The 16,815-nt window shown below is 73.1% G+C and carries 13 protein-coding genes and 3 pseudogenes; 8 read left to right on the forward strand and 8 right to left on the reverse strand.

What is annotated here, in order from left to right; genetic code table 11:
• Positions 1–53: 53 nt before the first annotated feature.
• The 3 genes and pseudogenes from ACFYW9_RS12210 to ACFYW9_RS12220 form a co-directional block, all read right to left on the reverse strand.
• A complete protein-coding gene (locus tag ACFYW9_RS12210) occupies positions 54–1,325 on the reverse strand; it encodes an acyltransferase (RefSeq protein ID WP_389148161.1) in 1,272 nt (423 codons plus the stop codon).
• Positions 1,322–2,023 (reverse strand): annotated as a pseudogene (locus ACFYW9_RS12215) (glycosyltransferase); the annotation flags it as partial. The gene ACFYW9_RS12210 and the pseudogene ACFYW9_RS12215, both read right to left, overlap by 4 nt.
• 234 nt (positions 2,024–2,257) lie before the next feature.
• Entirely contained in the window at positions 2,258–2,509 is a 252-nt protein-coding gene (locus ACFYW9_RS12220) for a hypothetical protein (protein ID WP_389148164.1), read from the reverse strand.
• 358 nt (positions 2,510–2,867) lie between these two features.
• On the opposite strand from ACFYW9_RS12220, the gene ACFYW9_RS12225 reads away from it, so the two are divergent.
• A complete protein-coding gene (locus ACFYW9_RS12225; protein ID WP_389148167.1) occupies positions 2,868–5,918 on the forward strand; it encodes an FG-GAP-like repeat-containing protein in 3,051 nt (1,016 codons plus the stop codon).
• Between the two features lie 117 nt (positions 5,919–6,035).
• On the opposite strand, the gene ACFYW9_RS12230 is transcribed toward ACFYW9_RS12225, so the two are convergent.
• On the reverse strand, positions 6,036–6,275 hold the full coding sequence (locus ACFYW9_RS12230; RefSeq protein ID WP_389148170.1) for a hypothetical protein: 240 nt from the start codon (positions 6,273–6,275) through the stop codon (positions 6,036–6,038).
• On the opposite strand from ACFYW9_RS12230, the gene ACFYW9_RS12235 reads away from it, so the two are divergent.
• Positions 6,246–6,485 carry a hypothetical protein gene (locus ACFYW9_RS12235; RefSeq protein WP_389148173.1) on the forward strand — a complete coding sequence of 80 codons (240 nt, stop codon included), beginning with the start codon at positions 6,246–6,248 and terminating at the stop codon, positions 6,483–6,485. The genes ACFYW9_RS12230 and ACFYW9_RS12235 overlap by 30 nt on opposite strands.
• A gap of 62 nt (positions 6,486–6,547) precedes the next feature.
• On the opposite strand, the gene ACFYW9_RS12240 is transcribed toward ACFYW9_RS12235, so the two are convergent.
• Positions 6,548–7,237: a hypothetical protein gene (locus tag ACFYW9_RS12240; protein ID WP_389148176.1), complete on the reverse strand. Its 690-nt coding sequence runs from the start codon at positions 7,235–7,237 to the stop codon at positions 6,548–6,550.
• A 635-nt stretch (positions 7,238–7,872) separates the two neighbouring features.
• Here ACFYW9_RS12240 and ACFYW9_RS12245 point away from each other — a divergent pair.
• The 3 genes from ACFYW9_RS12245 to ACFYW9_RS12255 all read left to right on the forward strand — a co-directional run bounded on the left by ACFYW9_RS12245 (position 7,873) and on the right by ACFYW9_RS12255 (position 9,754).
• Positions 7,873–8,217, forward strand: coding sequence for a MerR family transcriptional regulator (locus ACFYW9_RS12245; RefSeq protein WP_329300772.1), 345 nt, complete (start codon positions 7,873–7,875; stop codon positions 8,215–8,217).
• 101 nt (positions 8,218–8,318) lie between these two features.
• Positions 8,319–8,666 carry a hypothetical protein gene (locus tag ACFYW9_RS12250; protein WP_389148179.1) on the forward strand — a complete coding sequence of 116 codons (348 nt, stop codon included), beginning with the start codon at positions 8,319–8,321 and terminating at the stop codon, positions 8,664–8,666.
• A 92-nt stretch (positions 8,667–8,758) separates the two neighbouring features.
• Positions 8,759–9,754, forward strand: a complete 996-nt coding sequence (locus ACFYW9_RS12255; RefSeq protein ID WP_389148182.1) for an NAD-dependent epimerase/dehydratase family protein — start codon at positions 8,759–8,761, stop codon at positions 9,752–9,754.
• A gap of 145 nt (positions 9,755–9,899) precedes the next feature.
• On the opposite strand, the gene ACFYW9_RS12260 is transcribed toward ACFYW9_RS12255, so the two are convergent.
• Together ACFYW9_RS12260 and ACFYW9_RS12265 are read right to left on the reverse strand one after the other, a co-directional pair.
• Entirely contained in the window at positions 9,900–10,994 is a 1,095-nt protein-coding gene (locus ACFYW9_RS12260) for a sensor histidine kinase (protein ID WP_389148341.1), read from the reverse strand.
• A 14-nt stretch (positions 10,995–11,008) separates the two neighbouring features.
• Positions 11,009–11,761: a response regulator transcription factor gene (locus ACFYW9_RS12265; RefSeq protein WP_389148185.1), complete on the reverse strand. Its 753-nt coding sequence runs from the start codon at positions 11,759–11,761 to the stop codon at positions 11,009–11,011.
• 292 nt (positions 11,762–12,053) lie between these two features.
• On the opposite strand from ACFYW9_RS12265, the pseudogene ACFYW9_RS12270 reads away from it, so the two are divergent.
• The 3 genes and pseudogenes from ACFYW9_RS12270 to ACFYW9_RS12280 form a co-directional block, all read left to right on the forward strand.
• Positions 12,054–12,747, forward strand: a pseudogene (locus ACFYW9_RS12270) (glycosyltransferase family 2 protein); the annotation flags it as partial.
• A gap of 193 nt (positions 12,748–12,940) precedes the next feature.
• A pseudogene (locus tag ACFYW9_RS12275) lies at positions 12,941–13,549 on the forward strand (DUF2064 domain-containing protein); the annotation flags it as partial.
• Between the two features lie 182 nt (positions 13,550–13,731).
• The gene (locus ACFYW9_RS12280) at positions 13,732–14,817 is read left to right on the forward strand and encodes a class I SAM-dependent methyltransferase (protein ID WP_389148188.1); all 1,086 of its coding nucleotides are present in this window, start codon (positions 13,732–13,734) and stop codon (positions 14,815–14,817) included.
• 475 nt (positions 14,818–15,292) lie between these two features.
• Here the strand turns inward: ACFYW9_RS12280 and ACFYW9_RS12285 are convergent, their stop codons facing one another.
• On the reverse strand, positions 15,293–16,576 hold the full coding sequence (locus ACFYW9_RS12285) for a molybdopterin-dependent oxidoreductase (RefSeq protein WP_389148191.1): 1,284 nt from the start codon (positions 16,574–16,576) through the stop codon (positions 15,293–15,295).
• Positions 16,577–16,815 lie beyond the last annotated feature (239 nt).

The following is a 16,815-nucleotide window of genomic DNA, read 5'->3' on the forward strand; positions in this document are numbered from 1 at the left end:
GCGCACGCTACACGAGATGTAAGAACCAGATAAGTGCGGGGCACGTCGGGGCACTAGCGGCTGCTGCGGCGGCGGCCCTTGGAGCGGCGGGGATAGGGGAAGAGCCGCGGGCGGCGCTTGGCGGCCACGTCCTCGATCCAGCCGAAGAGCAGGATCGCCAGGCAGACCGGCGGAACGGCGACCACCAGCGGGGTCCACTTGCTCGACAGCAGCCACCGGGCGTGGTCGTACATGAAGTCGTTGCTCCACAGCGGGTCGAGCAGCGGTTCGGTCAGCACCAGCGCGACGGCGTGCCACAGGTAGACGGTGACCGCACGGGAGTTGAGCAGGGTGATCACGCCGTTGAACCGCTCCAGCGGCTTGGGCCACCGCTCCCAGGACGGGCTCAGGTGGAGCAGCAGCAGCACCGCGCCGAACGACCAGATCGCCTGGGCGACCGGCACCGCCTCCAGATCGTGCCCGAACCGCGGGTTCTCCACCGGCGACCGCATCAGCCACCAGTAGCCGAACATGAGCACCAGCGGCGCGAGGGACGGCACGATGTACTGCGGGATCCTGCGGAGCAGCCCCTCCTGGTGGGCCATGCCGAGCAGCCAGCAGGAGCCGAAGGTGGTGAAGTCGGTGGCGGCCTCCATCAGCCGGCCGGACTGGTCGACCAGTCCGGAGTTGATGAAGAACGCGAGCGCCAGCGGCACCAGCAGGGTGACCCAGGGCAGCTTCCGCATCGCTTTGAGCATGAGCGGCGACAGCAGGACGTACCAGAGGTAGGCGCGCAGGTACCACAGCGGCACACAGATCTGTTCGGCCCAGGAACTCGGCAGGTGCCCGCCGAAGGTGTTCAGCGGGACCCCGAACGGCGGCTCGCTGAACGGCAGGATCCAGTAGGCCAGGTCGCCCCACCACCAGTTGGCGTGATGGGCGTCGGGCCTCCAGCCTTCCAGGAGCATCAGGGGCACCACGATTGCGCCGAACAGCCACAGCGGCGGCAGCAGACGGCGCAACCGGCCGCGGATCACGCCCAGCGCCGGCCGGTCGAGGGACCGCGCCATCAACGACCCGGCCAGCGCGAACATGACACCCATGGAGGGGAAGACGATCGGCAGCCAGGTCCAGTTGACGTTGTGGTAGATCACCACGCGGACCAGGGCGAGCGCCCGCAGCAGGTCGAGGTAGCGGTCACGGCCGGGCTTGTGCGCGGGCGCGGGGGCGGCCTCCTCGGGCTGCGGGGCGAACTGCGGGGGAGGCACCACGGGGTCCATCACCCGCAGGGCGACGGTGTCGTAGGAGTTCCGGGCGCCGAAGGCACCTCGTTCCGCACCGCTCATGACGACATCGCCCCCGTCGTGTGCTCAAGCCCGACCTCACCGGTGCGCTTCAGCTTCTGCCAGCGCAACCGGCCCCCGGTCAGCGCGGTGATGGTGGACTGCAGCAGCACCATGTACATGAGCACCCGGTAGACCACCTGCTGGGCCGGCAGCGTGATCAGATGCCACGCCTTCTCCTTGTCGAGGTGGAAGGACCACCAGGCGCAGACGGCCTGGAGGGTCATCACCGCGAACCAGGCGGCCAGGGTCCTGTACGCGTCGACGAAGACCACGCCGTAGACCATGCCGATGTCGATGGCGGGCGCGAGCAGCGGGGTGACCACCATGAACAGGGCGACGAACGGCAGGCCCACCCGGCCGAAGCGGCCGGCCGCGCCGCGTTCCAGCACCGCGTGCCGGTGCTTCCACATCGCCTGCATGGTGCCGTAGCTCCAGCGGTAGCGCTGCGACCACAGCTGCTTCATGCTGACGGGCGCCTCGGTCCAGGCCCGGGCGTTCTCGGCGTGGACGACCTTCCAGCCGGCCCGGTGCAGGGCCATGGTCACGTCGGTGTCCTCGGCGAGCGTGTCGTCGCTCATGCCGCCCGCCTGCTCCAGCGCCGAGCGGCGGAAGCCGCCCACGGCGCCGGGGATGGTCGGCATGCAGTCGAGCACGTCGTACATCCGGCGGTCGAGGTTGAAGCCCATCACGTACTCGATTCCCCATCGACGCGCGCACCGGTCGCACCACCCCGGTCGCGGGCCTGCCGGTGGGGACCGGCAAGTGGGGCTTCACCTCCGGCACGGTGTACGTCACCTCGGACGGGGGCGTGCTGGAACTCAACGCCCTCGGGTCGAACGGCGGCGTGCGGTTCTACCAGTAGGACCTTCCGCCGGGCGGCGGGATCCCTGGCGGGCGCGGCCGGCCGGTCTCGTACGCACGCCCCTCCGCTACTACGCCTGGGCGAGGGACCCGGTCCGCCCGGCCGGGACCTTCGCCGCGCTCGCTGCCGGCTTTCTGCCCAAGTAAACCCAGGCCAGGGTGGCGAGGACCGTGCCGTTGAGCAGGAGGAGCAGCCACAGCAGCTTCGGCAGGAAGCGGACGCGGTCACGGGGCGTGCGGGCGCAGTCGATCAGACCCCACAGCCAGACGGAGCCCGCGAGGGCGATCAGCGCGAGGGACGTCGGGTCCACCATGTGCAGCATCCGTCTTCTCCTTGCTCGGACTCTCGGGCTCGGGCTCCGCGGGAGCGGCGCTCACCCCCTCATCGGACGAGCCCCTCCGATCGGTTCACGAAATCCCCGGCCGGGTTCAGAAAAGCCCGGACCGGTCCGGGCAGGCACCGATCGATTCACGGACGCGCGCAACAGGCCCCGGTGCCACGGCGGGTCACCGCCCGCTCCCCGGCCGGGGCAATGGTCATGCGCAAGTAAAATGCTACGATCCGGCCACTCGCTTGGGGGGTGTCCGAACGTCCTATGCCCGCACGTCTGTGACCTGCGGTGCGACGGCCCACGCACATGTCTCTCCACGCTTTCAGCCACGTTCCCGGAGAGGTCCCGCATGGGCAGACGCGCGCTCGTACGATGCGCCACCGCCGCCGCTGTCTCCTTCACGCTCGCTCTCGGACTCGGCCCGCTGACGGCCGGCGTCGCGCAGGGTGAACCGGTCACCGGAGAGGTGGTCGTGCCGGCCACCACGTCCCTGGTTCCCCGGACGGGCCTGCTCAGCGCGGGGCCCTCGGGATTCCTCCGGTACGAGGAGGGGCGCGGCCAGCTGTGGACGACGTACGACGGGGTCGACACCGTCGTCGACGCCTCGGGCACGGACGCGTACGGCGTCACGAGTGCCGGCGCGGGTTCGGACGTCGTCGCCCGCTTCGACAGCTCCGCCCGGACCGTGACGCTGCGGAACATGACGTCGGGTCAGGTCGGCACGGTCGCGCTGCCCGACGGGCACTTCTACTTCAGCACGCTCGGGTCGACCGTCGTCACGACGACCGGAACCCCCGGTGACTCCCGGTGGCATCTGCTGGACGCCCGCGACGACGGATCCGTCTCCGACCGCACGGTGGAAGGCGTCCCCTCCGGTGTCTACACGCAGTCCGCCGCCGGACTGGGCGACGCACGCGGACAGGTGGTGCGGTACCGCAAGGGCGACGACGAGGTCACCGGGTGGCTCGACGTCGCGCAGGCGCGCTTCACCGCCCTGCCGTACGACGTGCTGCCGTGGTACGACATGGTCGCGCTCAGCCCCACCCACCTGGTGTGGTGCTACGACGGTGTCCTGCACGTCGCCTCCCGCCAGAACCCGGACGCCACCGTGCGGACCGTGCGCGTCGGCGACGTCTCGCAGGTGCTGGGCCTGGTCGGCGACACCGCGATCGTGGCCCGGTACGACTCCTCCCTGGGCAGGTCCGGCACCGACCGCGCGGTCTCGCGGGTCGAGGCCGTCCCCCTCGACGGCTCCGCGCCGCGGACGCTGATGGCCAGGACGTCGGTGCGGGCCATGGCGACTCCGGACGGCGGGCTCCTCGTACCGGGCGGCGCCGACACGGACCACTGGGGCGTCTCCCTCGTCGAGGCCGCCGCGGGCGGCGGGGTCACCGTGCGCCGGATCGCGGACGCGTACCCCCGCAAGGCCGCCCACACGGTCTCCCAGCTGACCCTCTCCCAGGGGCGGCTGACCACCACGGAGCTGGACCCCGTGGGCGACTGGACGTATCTCCACACCCGTGAGACGGGGGTGGCCGGCTCCCCCACAGCGGGAACGCGCACCACCCGCGGCCGCATCACGATGGAGAACTACGCGGAGGGCCGTCCTCGTCTCCTCGACACCGGCGACGGCCGCACCGTCATCTCCGGCTACGGCACGAACACCGCCCAGCAGCCCCAGCTCCTCGGGGCCGGCCAGTCGCTGCCCGGCACCCGGATCGACAGCTCCCGCAGCTATCAGACCGCGGCCGCCGCGAACGGCCGCTTCGCCGCCCTGAACAGGCCGTACGACAGCAACGGGGTGGCCGAGACCCGGATCGTCGACGTCGACTCCGGACACACGGTGTTCACCACGACGGAGAGCGTGCGGGCGATCTGGGGCACCACCGCCTGGGTGATGTCCGGCAACGACAGCGTGGTCCCCTACGACCTGCCGACCGGGAAGCAGGGCGAGCCGGTGTGGTTCGGGCGCGGCTGCCTGCTGAACGACTTCCAGGCGGTCGGCCGGTGGCTGCTGTGGAACTGCGTGCTCGACTCGGAGGGCCAGGGCGTCTACGACACCGTCACCAAGCAAAATCTGACGCTGGTGTCGGGCGGCGACTGGGAGCAGGCGCAGCTCGGCGACGGCTTCGTCGCGACGGTCGCGTCCGGACAGCTCAAGGTGATCGACGTGCGCGGCGGGACTCCCGTGGCGCACACCGCCGGGGCGTTCGAGGGCAACGCCTGGGACGTCGACCCGTACACCGGTGTGATCGCCCAGCTCCGCTCCGACAACAGCGTCCGTCTGACCTCCAGCGATGTCCCCGTCTCCGCGCTCGTCCAGCGCGACGCCACCGTCGCCGCCTCGGCCGACGTCAAGGGCGGCGCCACGCAGTGGAGCCCGAAGTGGTGGCTGAACAAGCCCGCGGCCTCCTGGAAGCTCGAGATCGGCGACAAGGCCGGTGCGGCCGTGCGCACGCTCTCCGGAGGTCCGGCCCGCGGTGTGGTGGACCCGGCCTGGAACGGCAAGGACGGCTCCGGCCGGCTGGTGCCCAACGGCGCCTACACCTGGAAGCTGACCGTCACCCCCGCGGACGGACAGGGCGCGGCACTGACGAGGACGGGTTCGGTCAAGGTCACCGGAGCCGCCGCGGTCCGCCGCGACTTCGTCGGGTCGGACGGCTTCGGCGAGCTGGTGACGCTCAACGGCTCGGGCGGCCTGACGTACCAGTACGGGACGGGCAAGGGAACGTTCACCGGCAAGGTAACGGGCTCCGGGTGGCCGACCACGGTGAAGGCGGTGCCCTTCGGCGACCTGAGCGGTGACCGCTGCAACGACATGCTCGTACGGTTCGGCAGCGGCTCGCTGCGCGCCTACCGGCCCGCGTGCGGGGCGGCGGTGACGCCGTCCACCACGTACACCTCGCTGGGCGCGGGCTGGAACCAGTACGACGTGCTGACCTCGCCCGGGGACGTCAGCGGCGACGGCCGGGCCGACCTGATCGCCCGCCAGTCCTCGACCGGCGACGTCTACCTCTACAAGGCGACCGGCTCGGGCACGTTCTCTGCCCGGGTGAAGGTCGCGTCCAAGTGGACGGGGTACAAGAAGGTCGTGGGCGCGGGTGACCTCGACGGCGACGGTCACGGTGACCTGCTGGCCCAGGACAGGTCGAACGAGCTGTGGCGCTACGGCGGCACGGCGACCGGCACGTTCAAGGCCCGCGTGAAGGTCTTCGACGACTGGGGTTCGTCGTACGACGTGGTCGTGGGCGTCGGCGACGTCACCGGCGACGGCCGGGCCGACCTCGTCTCCCGCGACACCGCCGGCACCGTCTGGCGCAACGACGGCAACGGCAAGGGCTCCTTCGGCGGCCGTACGAAGACCGCCACCGGCTGGCAGGGGTACAAGGGCCTGTTCTGACCGGCCTCCGCCACCGCCCGACGGGCCCGGATCTGGCCCCGCTCAAGGTGACAGTCTCGAAGTGATCCCGTGTCCGGGCCGCCTTCCTCCCAGAGAGCGGCCCGGACCACCGGCGGATCAGCCGGTACGGCCCTGGCCATCGCGGGGATGCCGGCCGGTGCGTACGTGCGCGGGCGAGTGCGTCACCGTGGCCGCGATCAGGAGGAACAGGGCCACCAGGGTCGCGGGGACGGCCGCCGCCAGCCAGTACCCGCCGCCGGGGCGGGCGGTCAGCGGCAGGGCCGGCTCGCGCAGCTGACGGTGACTCAGGACGGCGAGTACCGGACGTTGTTCGCGAACCTGCTGCGCGAGGAGCACGGCAGGATCTTCCAGCAGCTCGCCCAGGTGCGCAGCAGCACCCGCAACACGCTGATACGGGATCTGGCCACGGTCGCCAACCGGACCGAGCTCGGCCACATCTCCGCGCCGGAGAGGACCGGATACGTCGACTTCGGTGCCGTCGCACGCGGGGCGACGGCCTCTCCGGCCACGGTCCCGACCGTGCTCCCGGTGCCGTCGTCGCCGTGAGAACCGGCGGCCCCGCGCGGGCGGGGCGCGCCGGGATCCGGGGAGCGAGGAGGGCGGGCGGTTCAGCGCGCGAACGAGCAGTTCCCCCACGCGGTGGCCAGGGCGTCGGGAATCGCCGGGATGTCGCCGCAGCCGTGCGGACCCGCGGGGAGGCCGTCGCTCGCGATGTAGACCCAGCCGCCACCCGAGTCGCGGAAGTACTTGGTGACGCTTCCCTCGTCCTGCATGCCCACGAGTTCCGCCTGCGTGGCACCCGCGAACGGCTGGAAACGCGTGGCGGCGTAGCGGACGGTTCCGCACCGGCCGTAGAAGAACGTGTGCGGCACCGGCTCGATGTGCTGGAAGTGGGTGACGTCGTGCCGGTACATCCGGGTGACCTCGGCCTTCACCGCGTCACCGGCGGCCAGGTTGCGGCAGCCCGCGACGGCGGTGGCCGCGTGGCCGGCCGGGGTGGCGGTGGCCCGCTCGGGGGAGCCGGTGGCCGAGCCGCGCGAGGGGGCGCTCGTGCCGACGGGACTCGACGAGGGGGCGCTCGTGCCGTCGGGACTCGACGAGGGGGCGCTCGTGCCGTCGGGACTCGACGAGGGTGAGGCGGCCGGGGTGTCCTTCCGGACGGCCTCCGCGGCCGAGGCGGCCGCGGAGGAAGTGGGGGTGTCCGCGGCGGAGCCCGTGCCCGCCGGGTCCTGGCACCCCGTCAGCAGCATGATCCCGCCCGCCAGCGCCAGCGCCGACGTACGTCTGAGACCCGACATGTCCCATCCTCGTTCTCGACGACCTCGCCCGGCCGGCTCCCACCGGCCGTCCCGGCCTTCCCGACCAGCGAAGTCATGGCCACGACATGCGTGACCACGGCATACGGCCGTCGCTCGCCCGGCCGCGGATTCTGTCCCCCAGGACAGCACGGGACCGCCCGGCAGTTGCGGAGAGAAGGACGCGGGATGATCTCGATTCCGCATACGGACCGTCCACCGCGGCGATCGCCGCGCGCCACGGAAAATCCGATCCCCGCGCGTCGCGAAACCTGTCTTTGTCACAGTAGACATCGAGCTGTGGCGTGATTAGGGTTTCTTGTACAGACAGCGTCGGTCCGGAGGAGAACGCTCCCGGTCCGGCGAGTGATCGACACCGAGCCAAGGACGGAGGAAGCAGACGCCATCAGGATCGCGCGGCACCGGAGCAACACGGCCGATACCGCAAAAACCCGGAATGGACGGTGGTTTCCGGTCACGGCATACACGATCCCCGCTCATCCGCCCCTCAGACGGGCCCGGTAGCGGAAACAGAAGGTCGGCTCCGCAGCGGAGCCGGCAGATGGTGTTCAATTTCCTTCGGGGCCCTGGTGCCGTACGGCAGCGGGGCCCCTCGACGCGTGCCACGACGAGGTGAAATGACAGCGGACACTCCACTCAGTGGTCGTCTCGACGACGACGACTATCCCGCGTACACGATGGGCAGGGCCGCCGAGATGCTCGGCACGACGCCCGGATTCCTCCGGGCCATCGGTGAGGCCCGGCTGATCACTCCGCTCCGCTCGGAGGGCGGCCACCGCCGCTACTCCCGCTACCAGCTGAGGATCGCCGCCCGCGCGCGGGAACTCGTCGACCGGGGGACCCCGATCGAGGCCGCTTGTCGCATCGTCATCCTCGAGGACCAGCTCGAGGACGCCCAGCGCATCAACGCCGAGTACCGGCGCGCCGCCCAGGCGGAACGGGAGGGATCCAGCGCCGGCTGAACACGTCTTGGCGATGACCTCCCGGAACGTCCGGTCCGGTCGTCGCCCCCGAACTCCCCGACGCGCCCCGCGCCGGTACGACGTACAGGAAGCGGCCGACCATGATGTACGACCAGACACGCGCCCAACAGCCTCCGGAGGGGCGGCCCGGTTCCGCCGGACGTCGTACGCCCGGCCCGGAACCGCTGCTCGGGGCGGACGAGCGGGCCGACGTCACCCAGCGGCTGAACCACGCGCTCAACACGTTCGCGCACAACCCGCTGGAAGCCCTGGAAGAAGCCGAGACCGCGTTCGACGAGGTCGCCGCCCACCTCATGAGCGCCCTCACGGAACGGCGCAGCGACCTCCACGCGGCCTGGCACGGCCAGGACCCCGAGACCCAGGGCGAGGAACTGCGCCACGCGCTGCGGCAGTACCGCGAGATCGCCCAGCGGCTGCTGCGTATGTGAGCACGCGCGACGGTGTCCCGGGTCTTACGGTGCGGTGACGTGGTGGGCGTGGTGCTGTCGCCGGACACGGCGGCGGTCCTAGCGTGCGTTCCATGCGTGTACTGGTCACCGGCGGGGCCGGGTTCATCGGAGGTCGGATCGTCGCGGCCCTGCGTGCGCGAGGCCACGAGGCGGTCGTGTTCGACCTGCGGGACGGCTTCGACGTGCGGGACGCCGAGGCCGTCGCGGGGGCGCTGGACGGCGTGGACGCGGTGTGCCACCAGGCCGCGATGGTGGGTCTCGGCACCGGGTTCGGCGACGCCGTCGAGTACGTGTCGCGCAACGACCTCGGCACGGCCGTGCTGCTCACCGGGATGGCGGACGCGGGGGTACGGCGGCTCGTGCTCGCCGGGTCGATGGTCGTGTACGGAGAGGGGCGGTACGCGTGTGAGCGGCACGGGGTGGTCCGGCCGGGGCCGCGTGCCGTCGCCGATCTGGACGCGGGGCGCTTCGAGCCGCTCTGCCCGCGCTGCGGTGAGGAGCTGACGCCGGGCCTGGTGGGTGAGGACGCGCCGGTCGACCCGCGCAATGTGTACGCGACGACCAAGCTGGCCCAGGAGCACCTCGCGGCGGCGTGGGCCCGTTCCACGGGCGGCACCGCGGTGTCGCTGCGCTATCACAACGTCTACGGACCCGGGATGCCCCGCGACACCCCGTACGCGGGCGTCGCCTCCTTCTTCCGTTCCGCGCTCGCCCGCGGTGAGGCCCCGCGCGTCTTCGAGGACGGCGGACAGCGGCGGGACTTCGTCCACGTGCGGGACGTGGCAGCCGCCAACACGGCTGCCCTGGAGGCGGGTTCGCCGAACGGCGCGCTCGCCGTCTACAACACCGGCAGCGGCGAGCCTCGTACGGTCGGCGAGATGGCGCGGGCGCTGTCGGACGCGTACGGGGGCCCCGAGCCGGTCGTGACCGGGGAGTACCGGCTGGGGGACGTACGGCACATCACCGCGGACTCGGCCCGGCTGCGGGCCGATCTGGGCTGGAAGGCGGAGGTCGGATTCACCGAGGGGATGCGGGAGTTCGCGACGGCGCCGTTGCGCGGCGCATAGGGCGCTTTCGGCGGCCGGGACACGGGCCGGGGCCTCGGACAACCACCCCGGCCGGAAGGCCCAGGGCCTCGGAGGGTGAACGCCCCGGACGGAAGGCCCAGGGCCTTGGAGGGTGGACGGCCCGGACGGAAGGCCGGGGCTTCTCTCACACCCCCGCCATCGGGAGGGTGACCTCGAAACGGCAGCCGCCGGGGACGTTGTGGACGGCGGCCATGCCCCGGTGCGCCTCCACGATGCCGCGGACGATGGCGAGGCCGAGGCCGGCTCCGGCGGGTGGTGTACGGGCGTGGGTCCCGCGCCAGCCGGTGTCGAAGACCCGTGGGATGTCCTCCTCCGGGATGCCGCCGCAGCCATCGGTGACGGACAGGACGACGCCCGCGGCCGAGCGTTCGGCGGCGACCGCGACCGTGCCGTCGGCGGGCGTACGGCGGATCGCGTTGACGAGGAGGTTGCCGAGCACCCGGCTCATCTCCTTGCCGTCCACCTCGACCGGCACCTGCTCGACACGGTTCCCGACCAGGCGCACCCCGTACTCGCGTGCCAGCGGGTCCGCTCCGGCGAGGGCGTCACCGACGAGGTCGTACACGGAGACGCGGGAGGGGGAGAGGGCGAGGGCGCCCGCGTGGATCCGGGAGAGTTCGAAGAGGTCTCCGACCATGCCGTCGAGGCGTTCCACCTCCGTACGCATCTGGCGCAGATAGCGGTTCGGGTCCGCGGCCACACCGTCCTCCAGGGCCTCGGACATCGCGCGCAGCCCGGCGAGCGGGGTGCGCAGGTCGTGCGAGATCCAGGCCACGAGTTCGCGGCGCGAGGTCTCGAGCGCCCTTTCGCGGTCGCGGGACTCGGCCAGTTTGCGGCTGGTGTCCGCCAGTTCACGGCTGAGCGCGGAGAGTTCGGCGGTCGTCGGGCCCTCGGGAGCCGCGAAGTCGCCGCCGTCGCCGAAGGAGCGGGCGGCGAGGGTCAGCGCCCTGCTGCCGGCCACGACCCAGCGGCCCAGGAGCAACGCGGTGGCCAGCGAGACGACGGCCGCCATGGTGATGACCGTCGTGACCACGCTCAGGTCGTGCGGGGACAGGAACATCGCCCACGCCACCGCCAGCGTTCCCGCGAGCACGGCGCAGACGGCGACGGCGGCGACGACCGTGAGGGACGCGGTGAGCGAACGGCGCCGCAGGAGCCGGAGCGCGCCCGCGCCGAGCAGGCCCGCCGCGGCGGCGCCCAGGAAGGCGAACAGGGCCATGACCAGTATGTCGTTCACGCGCCGGTCTCCTTCTCGGTCACGGGATGTTCCCGTCCGGCAGACCGGGCCGCCCCGGTCGCCCCGGTCTGCCCGGCCGTCGCCTCCGTGTCGTCGAAGCGGTAGCCCACGCCCCACACCGTCTGGATCAGGCGAGGCCGCGCGGGATCGTCCTCGACCTTGCCGCGCAGTCTGCGGACGTGGACGGTGACCGTCGACAGGTCACCGAAGTCCCAGCCCCACACCTCGCGCATCAGGTCCTCGCGGGCGTACGCGCGGCCGGGGTGCTTCAGGAAGAACGCCAGGAGATCGAACTCACGCAGGGTGAGGGCGAGTTCGGTCCCGTTCTTGGTGGCGCGGCGGGCCGACGGATCGACGGCGAGACCGGCGGCGCGCAGCGGGCGCGCGGCGGGTACCGGCCGGGTCCTGCGGAGCACCGACTCGACCCGCAGGACCAGTTCCCGCGGGCTGAACGGCTTGGTCACGTAGTCGTCGGCGCCGACCTCCAGGCCGAGGATCCGGTCGTCCTCGTCGCCGCGCGCGGTGAGCATGATGACCGGCACGGGCCCCTGGGCACGCAGCCGGCGGCACACCTCCAGGCCGTCGATGCCCGGCAGCATCAGGTCGAGCACCACCAGGTCGGGCCGGTGCGCGGCGGCGCGAGCGAGTGCGACGGCGCCGTCCGCCGCCCGGTCCACGAGATACCCGGCGCGTTCGAGGTACCCGGAGACGACCTCGGCCACGGTCGGGTCGTCGTCCACGACGAGCACACGGGTGGCCGCCGCGGAGGCCGGAACGGAGGCCGGAGGGGAGTCGGGCGCGGACGCCGGAAGGGGACGCGGGGCGGGTTCCGGAGAAGGAAGCGCGCCGGGGCCCGGGTGCGGGTCCGGAGCCGTCCCCGGGCTTCCGTTCACGCTCGGGGCAGGTCCGGCACCTGGGGATTCGTGCGCTCGATGCATGGATCCAGCGTCGCACCGGGCCGGGTCCGGCGTGGCTCGTCGGCGCCGACGTCCGAGTTTCGTAAGGACATGAAGTCCGGTATATCCCTTTCGCGTTCGTAAGGTGAAGGCCGTGACGACCTTTCCCGTACCGGACCCGGACGTCGACGTGGTCCTTCCCTGTCTGAACGAGGCCGGCGCCCTGCCCTGGGTGCTCTCCCGGATCCCGCCCGGCTGGCGCGCGCTGGTCGTGGACAACGGCTCCACGGACGGCTCCGCGGAGCTGGCCCGCGCGCTGGGCGCCACCGTCGTGCGCGAGGAGCGCCGGGGGTTCGGTGCCGCCTGCCACGCCGGGCTGACCGCGGCGACCGCCGACATCGTCTGCTTCTGCGACTGCGACGGTTCCCTCGACCCGGCCCTGCTCCTGCCGTTCGTCGCCGAGGTACGGGCCGCTGAGTCCGACCTCGTGCTCGGCCGGCGCCGGCCCCAGGAGCGCGGCGCCTGGCCCGTGCACGCCCGTGCGGGCAACATCGCCCTGGCCAGGATGCTCCGGCGCCGCACCGGCCTGCGCCTGCACGACCTCGGGCCGCTGCGCGCGGCCCGCCGCGAGGCACTGCTCGGCCTCGGGCTCACCGACCGGCGCAGCGGCTACCCGCTCCAGATGGTCGTCCGCGCCGCCGACGCCGGCTGGCGCGTCGCCGAGCACGACGTGCCGTATCTGGCGCGCACCGGCGTCTCCAAGGTCACCGGCACCTGGCGCGGCACCTGGCACGCGGTACGGGACATGCGCCGCGTCCTGGCCGAACCGCCCCCGCCCGCCCGGGCGCACGACCCGGTCCCGTCCTCCGGCGGTGCCCGGACCGAGGCGCGGCCCGAGGCCCGGGCCGAGGCACGGCCCGAGGACCAGGCCGAGGCACGGCCCGAAGTGCCGGCCGGCGTGCCGGCCGGAGCCCAGGTCACGGCGCCGCCTCCGGCGTCCGCTCCCGCACCGTCCCGAGGAGGAACCGTCCAGTGAGCGTCACCCTGCTCGTCATCGCCAAGGAACCGCGTCCCGGACGGGTGAAGACCCGGCTCACCCCGCCCTTCACCCCCGGGGAAGCGGCCGCGCTGGCCGAGGCGGCCCTCGTGGACACCCTGCGAGCGGTGGCGGCGACGCCCGCGCGGCGCCGGGTCCTCGTGCTCGACGGGGAGCCCGGCCCCTGGCTTCCGGCCGGCCTCGACGTCGTACGACAGTGCGCGGGCGGTCTGGACGAGCGGCTGGCCGCGGCGTTCGCGGGCTGCGACGGGCCCGCGCTGCTCATCGGCATGGACACGCCCCAGGTGACACCCGCCCTCCTCACGGTGGACTTCGCGGACTGCGACGCGTACTTCGGGCCGGCCGACGACGGCGGCTTCTGGGCGCTGGGGCTCGCCGAACCCTGCCCGGAGCTCCTGCGGGGCGTCCCGATGTCGACGAGCACCACGGGGGCCGCGCAACGGTCACGTCTCGTCGGAGCCGGGCTGCGGGTGCGGGATCTGCCCCGTCTGCGGGACGTCGACACGGCCGCGGACGCGACGGCGGTCGCGGCGGCCGCGCCCGCGGGGGTCTTCGCGGCGGAGCTGGGCAGGCTCAGGACGGCGACCGCTCCGGTCCCGGGGCAGGTTCCCGGACGGACCGCGGGCCGGACCCCGGACCGGACCTCGGGGCCGGCGACCGGATGGAACGAGGGTTTCGTCGCCGGGCTCAAGACCGTGCGGGCCGCCGGAACGGGCACCGGAGGCAGGGACACCGGCCCCGTCTCCGGGCGGCGGGGGGCCGGGCGATGAGCGGCGTGGGGAGGACAGCCTCTCGGGGCGCCGGCGCCGCACCGAGCTCCGTACCCGTCCCGGGTACCGGGAGCGGCACCGGGACGGGAGCCCGGACGGGCGCGCGGGTCGAGACAGGGGCCGCGGCGGGGACCGGAACCCTGCCCGGGAACGGAAGCGGGAACGGAAACAGGAACGGAAGCGGGAACGGAAGCGGCGGGGGACCCGGAACAGGGGCCCTGTCCGGGCGGGCCGCGCGCTCATGGGCCGCCGATCCCTACGCGGAGGCGCTGGGCGCCGGCCGGGGGCCGCTGTTCCTGCGGCGGACGGACGGCTGGATCCTTCCCCTGGACGTGGAGCGCTGGTGCGCTCGCGCCGACGCCGTGGACCTCCAGGTGCTCGCGTGCTGCGAGGGCGCCGTGCTCGACGTGGGGTGCGGTCCCGGGCGTCTGGTCGCGGAACTCGCGGCACGCGGCAGGCCCTCGCTCGGCATCGACGTCAGCGAGGCCGCCGTGACCCGCGCGGTACGGCTCGGCGGCCGGGCGCTGCACCGGTCGGTCTTCGAGCCGTTGCCCTCGGAGGGCCGCTGGGGCACCGTCCTCCTCGTCGACGGCAACATCGGCATCGGCGGCGACCCTGCCGCCCTCCTGCGCCGTACGGCCGAACTCCTGGCCCCGGGCGGCCTGCTGATCGCCGAGACCGTGGCGGGCGCGGACATCGACGAACGCGTCGACGTCCGCATCGTCCGCGCCGCGCACCCCGACGACACCGACGACACCGACAGCACCGACAGCGGCGCGGCCGGGAGCGGGAACGCGGGCGGGGCCGACGGCCGGGGCACGGCCGGCGACCGGGCCGCCTTCCCGTGGGCCCGGCTCGGCACCCCGGCCCTGCTCCGGCACGCGGCGCGTGCCGGATGGCGCGCCGACGCTCAGTGGGCGGCGGGCGGACGGTCCTTCGTGGCCCTGCGCAGCGGGCCCCGGCGGGAGGCCCGGAGGGACCGCAGGGCGAGCAGCAGCGCGGACCCGGCGAACAGCGCCGCCGTGATCAGCAGCCAGCGGGCCGCGAACCCGTCGGCCGGCAGGGCGGTCGCCGACCGGTAGCGGTCGGCGACCTGCCCGCTGATCAGCGGGAACCACACCAGCAGCAGGAGACCGGAGAGAGCCGCCGGAACACGGACGTACATCGTCAGGTCCCGGTGGCCCCTCGCGTCGAGCGTCTTCGAGACGGCCCGGTCCGCGACGGCGTACAGCGGCACGAGCACCAGGTCGTGCAGCACCGCCGCGCCCACGAACCAGAGGGCCACCCGGGACCAGTCGGCCGCGAGGAGCCGCACCCCGGCGTAGCCCGCCAACGCGAACGAGCAAGCGAACAGCAGCAGTTGGAAGGGGCTGCCGATCAGGTCGCGGCCGGGACGCCGACGCGCCGCCGCGAGCCGCGCCTCCAACCGCCGTCGCGGCGCGGGCCGTCGCGGTTCTGGGCCTCCGGGTTCAGAGTTTCCCGGTTCTGGGCTTCCCGGTTCTTGGCCTCCGGGTTCTTGGCCTCCGGGTTCCGGGCTTCCCGGTTCCGGGCTTCGCATCACAGGTCTCCGAACGTCATCCGGGCCACCCACTTGGTGTTCAGCACGCCGGGCGCGGCCGGAACGATGACCCGCGCCGGATAGCCGTGATCGGGGGTCAGGTCCTCGCCGTTGACGAACAGCGCGAGCAGGGAACGCGGATCACGCACCTGGTTGTCCCGCAGGGCGGCCACCCGGAACGCTCCGTGCCGCTGGAGCGACTCCACGAGCACATCGGGGGCCGCGTCCGCCTCGTGGCCGACGAGCGCCGCCAGGTCCCGCAGCCGCACACCCCGCCACCACTGGTCGGACGTCGACCAGCCCTCCACGCAGGCGATGGGCAACGCGGCACTGTGCAGGGGGAGCCGCCGGAGGTCGGCGCGGCTCAGCCGGACCGTCCGGCCCTTCCCCGTGACGACCAGGCGCCAGGCCTCCTCACCGGTCTCGGCGGCGGTGACACCGCGGGACGCGGCGGTCTTGTTGATCTGGAAGCCACCCGGTCCCGAGCCCGGTTCGGCGCCGCCGTGCGGAGCCAGCAGCGCCGTGTCGCGCAGCGGCCCGTCGAAGCCCTGGCCCGCCGTGGTGGCGGTCAGCAGCAGAGCTCCGCCCCCGACGAATCCGAGGGCCCCGCGCCGCGAGACCGTGGGCGGCAGCGGGTCCGGCGACACCAGCTCGTCCTCGGGACGCGGCGGTTCACCCGTGCCGGGCGCCGAGCCCGGCGGCTCGGGCGGCGGGCCGGGAGCGCGCATGCGGCGCAGATTGCGCAGAGCCGCCGGCACCCGCAGGACCGCGTGCGCGACGAACGCCGCGATGAACACCCAGGCCCCGTAGAAGTGCAGGGTGTAGAAGGAGCCGGGGAAGACGTAGTCGAGCTGGATGTTGAGCACACCGGTGGTGAACTCGAAGAGCGCGCCGCCCACCAGAAGGAGCAGCGAGAGCCGTTCCAGGGCGTGCGCGACCGAGCGTGCCGGGGGCAGCGCGAACAGTCTCGGCACGACCGACCACAGCTTCGCCAGCAGGACGGGGATCAGCGCGATGCCGAGCGTGACGTGGACACCCTGGGTGAGGCGGTACAGCCAGACCGGGCCGGTCGGCCAGGAGAAGAGGTAGAACCCGAGGATCCCCTTGTCCGGGGTCTTGTCGTTCACCGGCGAGAGGTCCGGGTTGTAGGCCGCGTACGACAGGAGTCCGGTCACGAACAGCACCGTGATCCCGACGAGCAGCACGACTCCCAGCACGGAGGTGAACCAGGGGCCGCGCAGCGGGCTGCGCCAGAACGCGGGGGACGAGGGAGACCGTGGCATGCCCCGACCGTAGGCCTGGGGCACCCCCCGAACGGGTTCTCAAACCATGACGAAACTCTGACGTCCACCTCAGTGGCCCCTGCCACCGGGGCCTCCCGGCCTAGCGTGCGAGGGTGAACCGCGATCTCCCCCGCGACCTGCCGCGCGATCCGTCCCGCGCCCGCCCCGAAGACCCTTCCGGGGTTCTTCCCACGGCCCCTCCCCCGGCCGTTCCCCGGCGCCTGCCACCGGCTCTCGGC

The sequence above is a fragment of the Streptomyces sp. NPDC002698 genome, assembly GCF_042888945.1.
Classification (GTDB): domain Bacteria; phylum Actinomycetota; class Actinomycetes; order Streptomycetales; family Streptomycetaceae; genus Streptomyces.

What these genes read in the sequence shown, in the direction of transcription:
- ACFYW9_RS12240 (WP_389148176.1), bottom strand. Translation starts at nt 7,237, where the DNA reads ATGTCGGGTCTCAGACGTACGTCGGCGCTGGCGCTGGCGGGCGGGATC.
- ACFYW9_RS12260 (WP_389148341.1), bottom strand. Translation starts at nt 10,994, where the DNA reads ATGGCCCTGTTCGCCTTCCTGGGCGCCGCCGCGGCGGGCCTGCTCGGC.
- ACFYW9_RS12245 (WP_329300772.1), top strand. Translation starts at nt 7,873, where the DNA reads ATGACAGCGGACACTCCACTCAGTGGTCGTCTCGACGACGACGACTAT.
- ACFYW9_RS12220 (WP_389148164.1), bottom strand. Translation starts at nt 2,509, where the DNA reads ATGCTGCACATGGTGGACCCGACGTCCCTCGCGCTGATCGCCCTCGCG.
- ACFYW9_RS12285 (WP_389148191.1), bottom strand. Translation starts at nt 16,576, where the DNA reads ATGCCACGGTCTCCCTCGTCCCCCGCGTTCTGGCGCAGCCCGCTGCGC.
- ACFYW9_RS12255 (WP_389148182.1), top strand. Translation starts at nt 8,759, where the DNA reads ATGCGTGTACTGGTCACCGGCGGGGCCGGGTTCATCGGAGGTCGGATC.
- ACFYW9_RS12225 (WP_389148167.1), top strand. Translation starts at nt 2,868, where the DNA reads ATGGGCAGACGCGCGCTCGTACGATGCGCCACCGCCGCCGCTGTCTCC.
- ACFYW9_RS12210 (WP_389148161.1), bottom strand. Translation starts at nt 1,325, where the DNA reads ATGAGCGGTGCGGAACGAGGTGCCTTCGGCGCCCGGAACTCCTACGAC.
- ACFYW9_RS12280 (WP_389148188.1), top strand. Translation starts at nt 13,732, where the DNA reads ATGAGCGGCGTGGGGAGGACAGCCTCTCGGGGCGCCGGCGCCGCACCG.
- ACFYW9_RS12250 (WP_389148179.1), top strand. Translation starts at nt 8,319, where the DNA reads ATGATGTACGACCAGACACGCGCCCAACAGCCTCCGGAGGGGCGGCCC.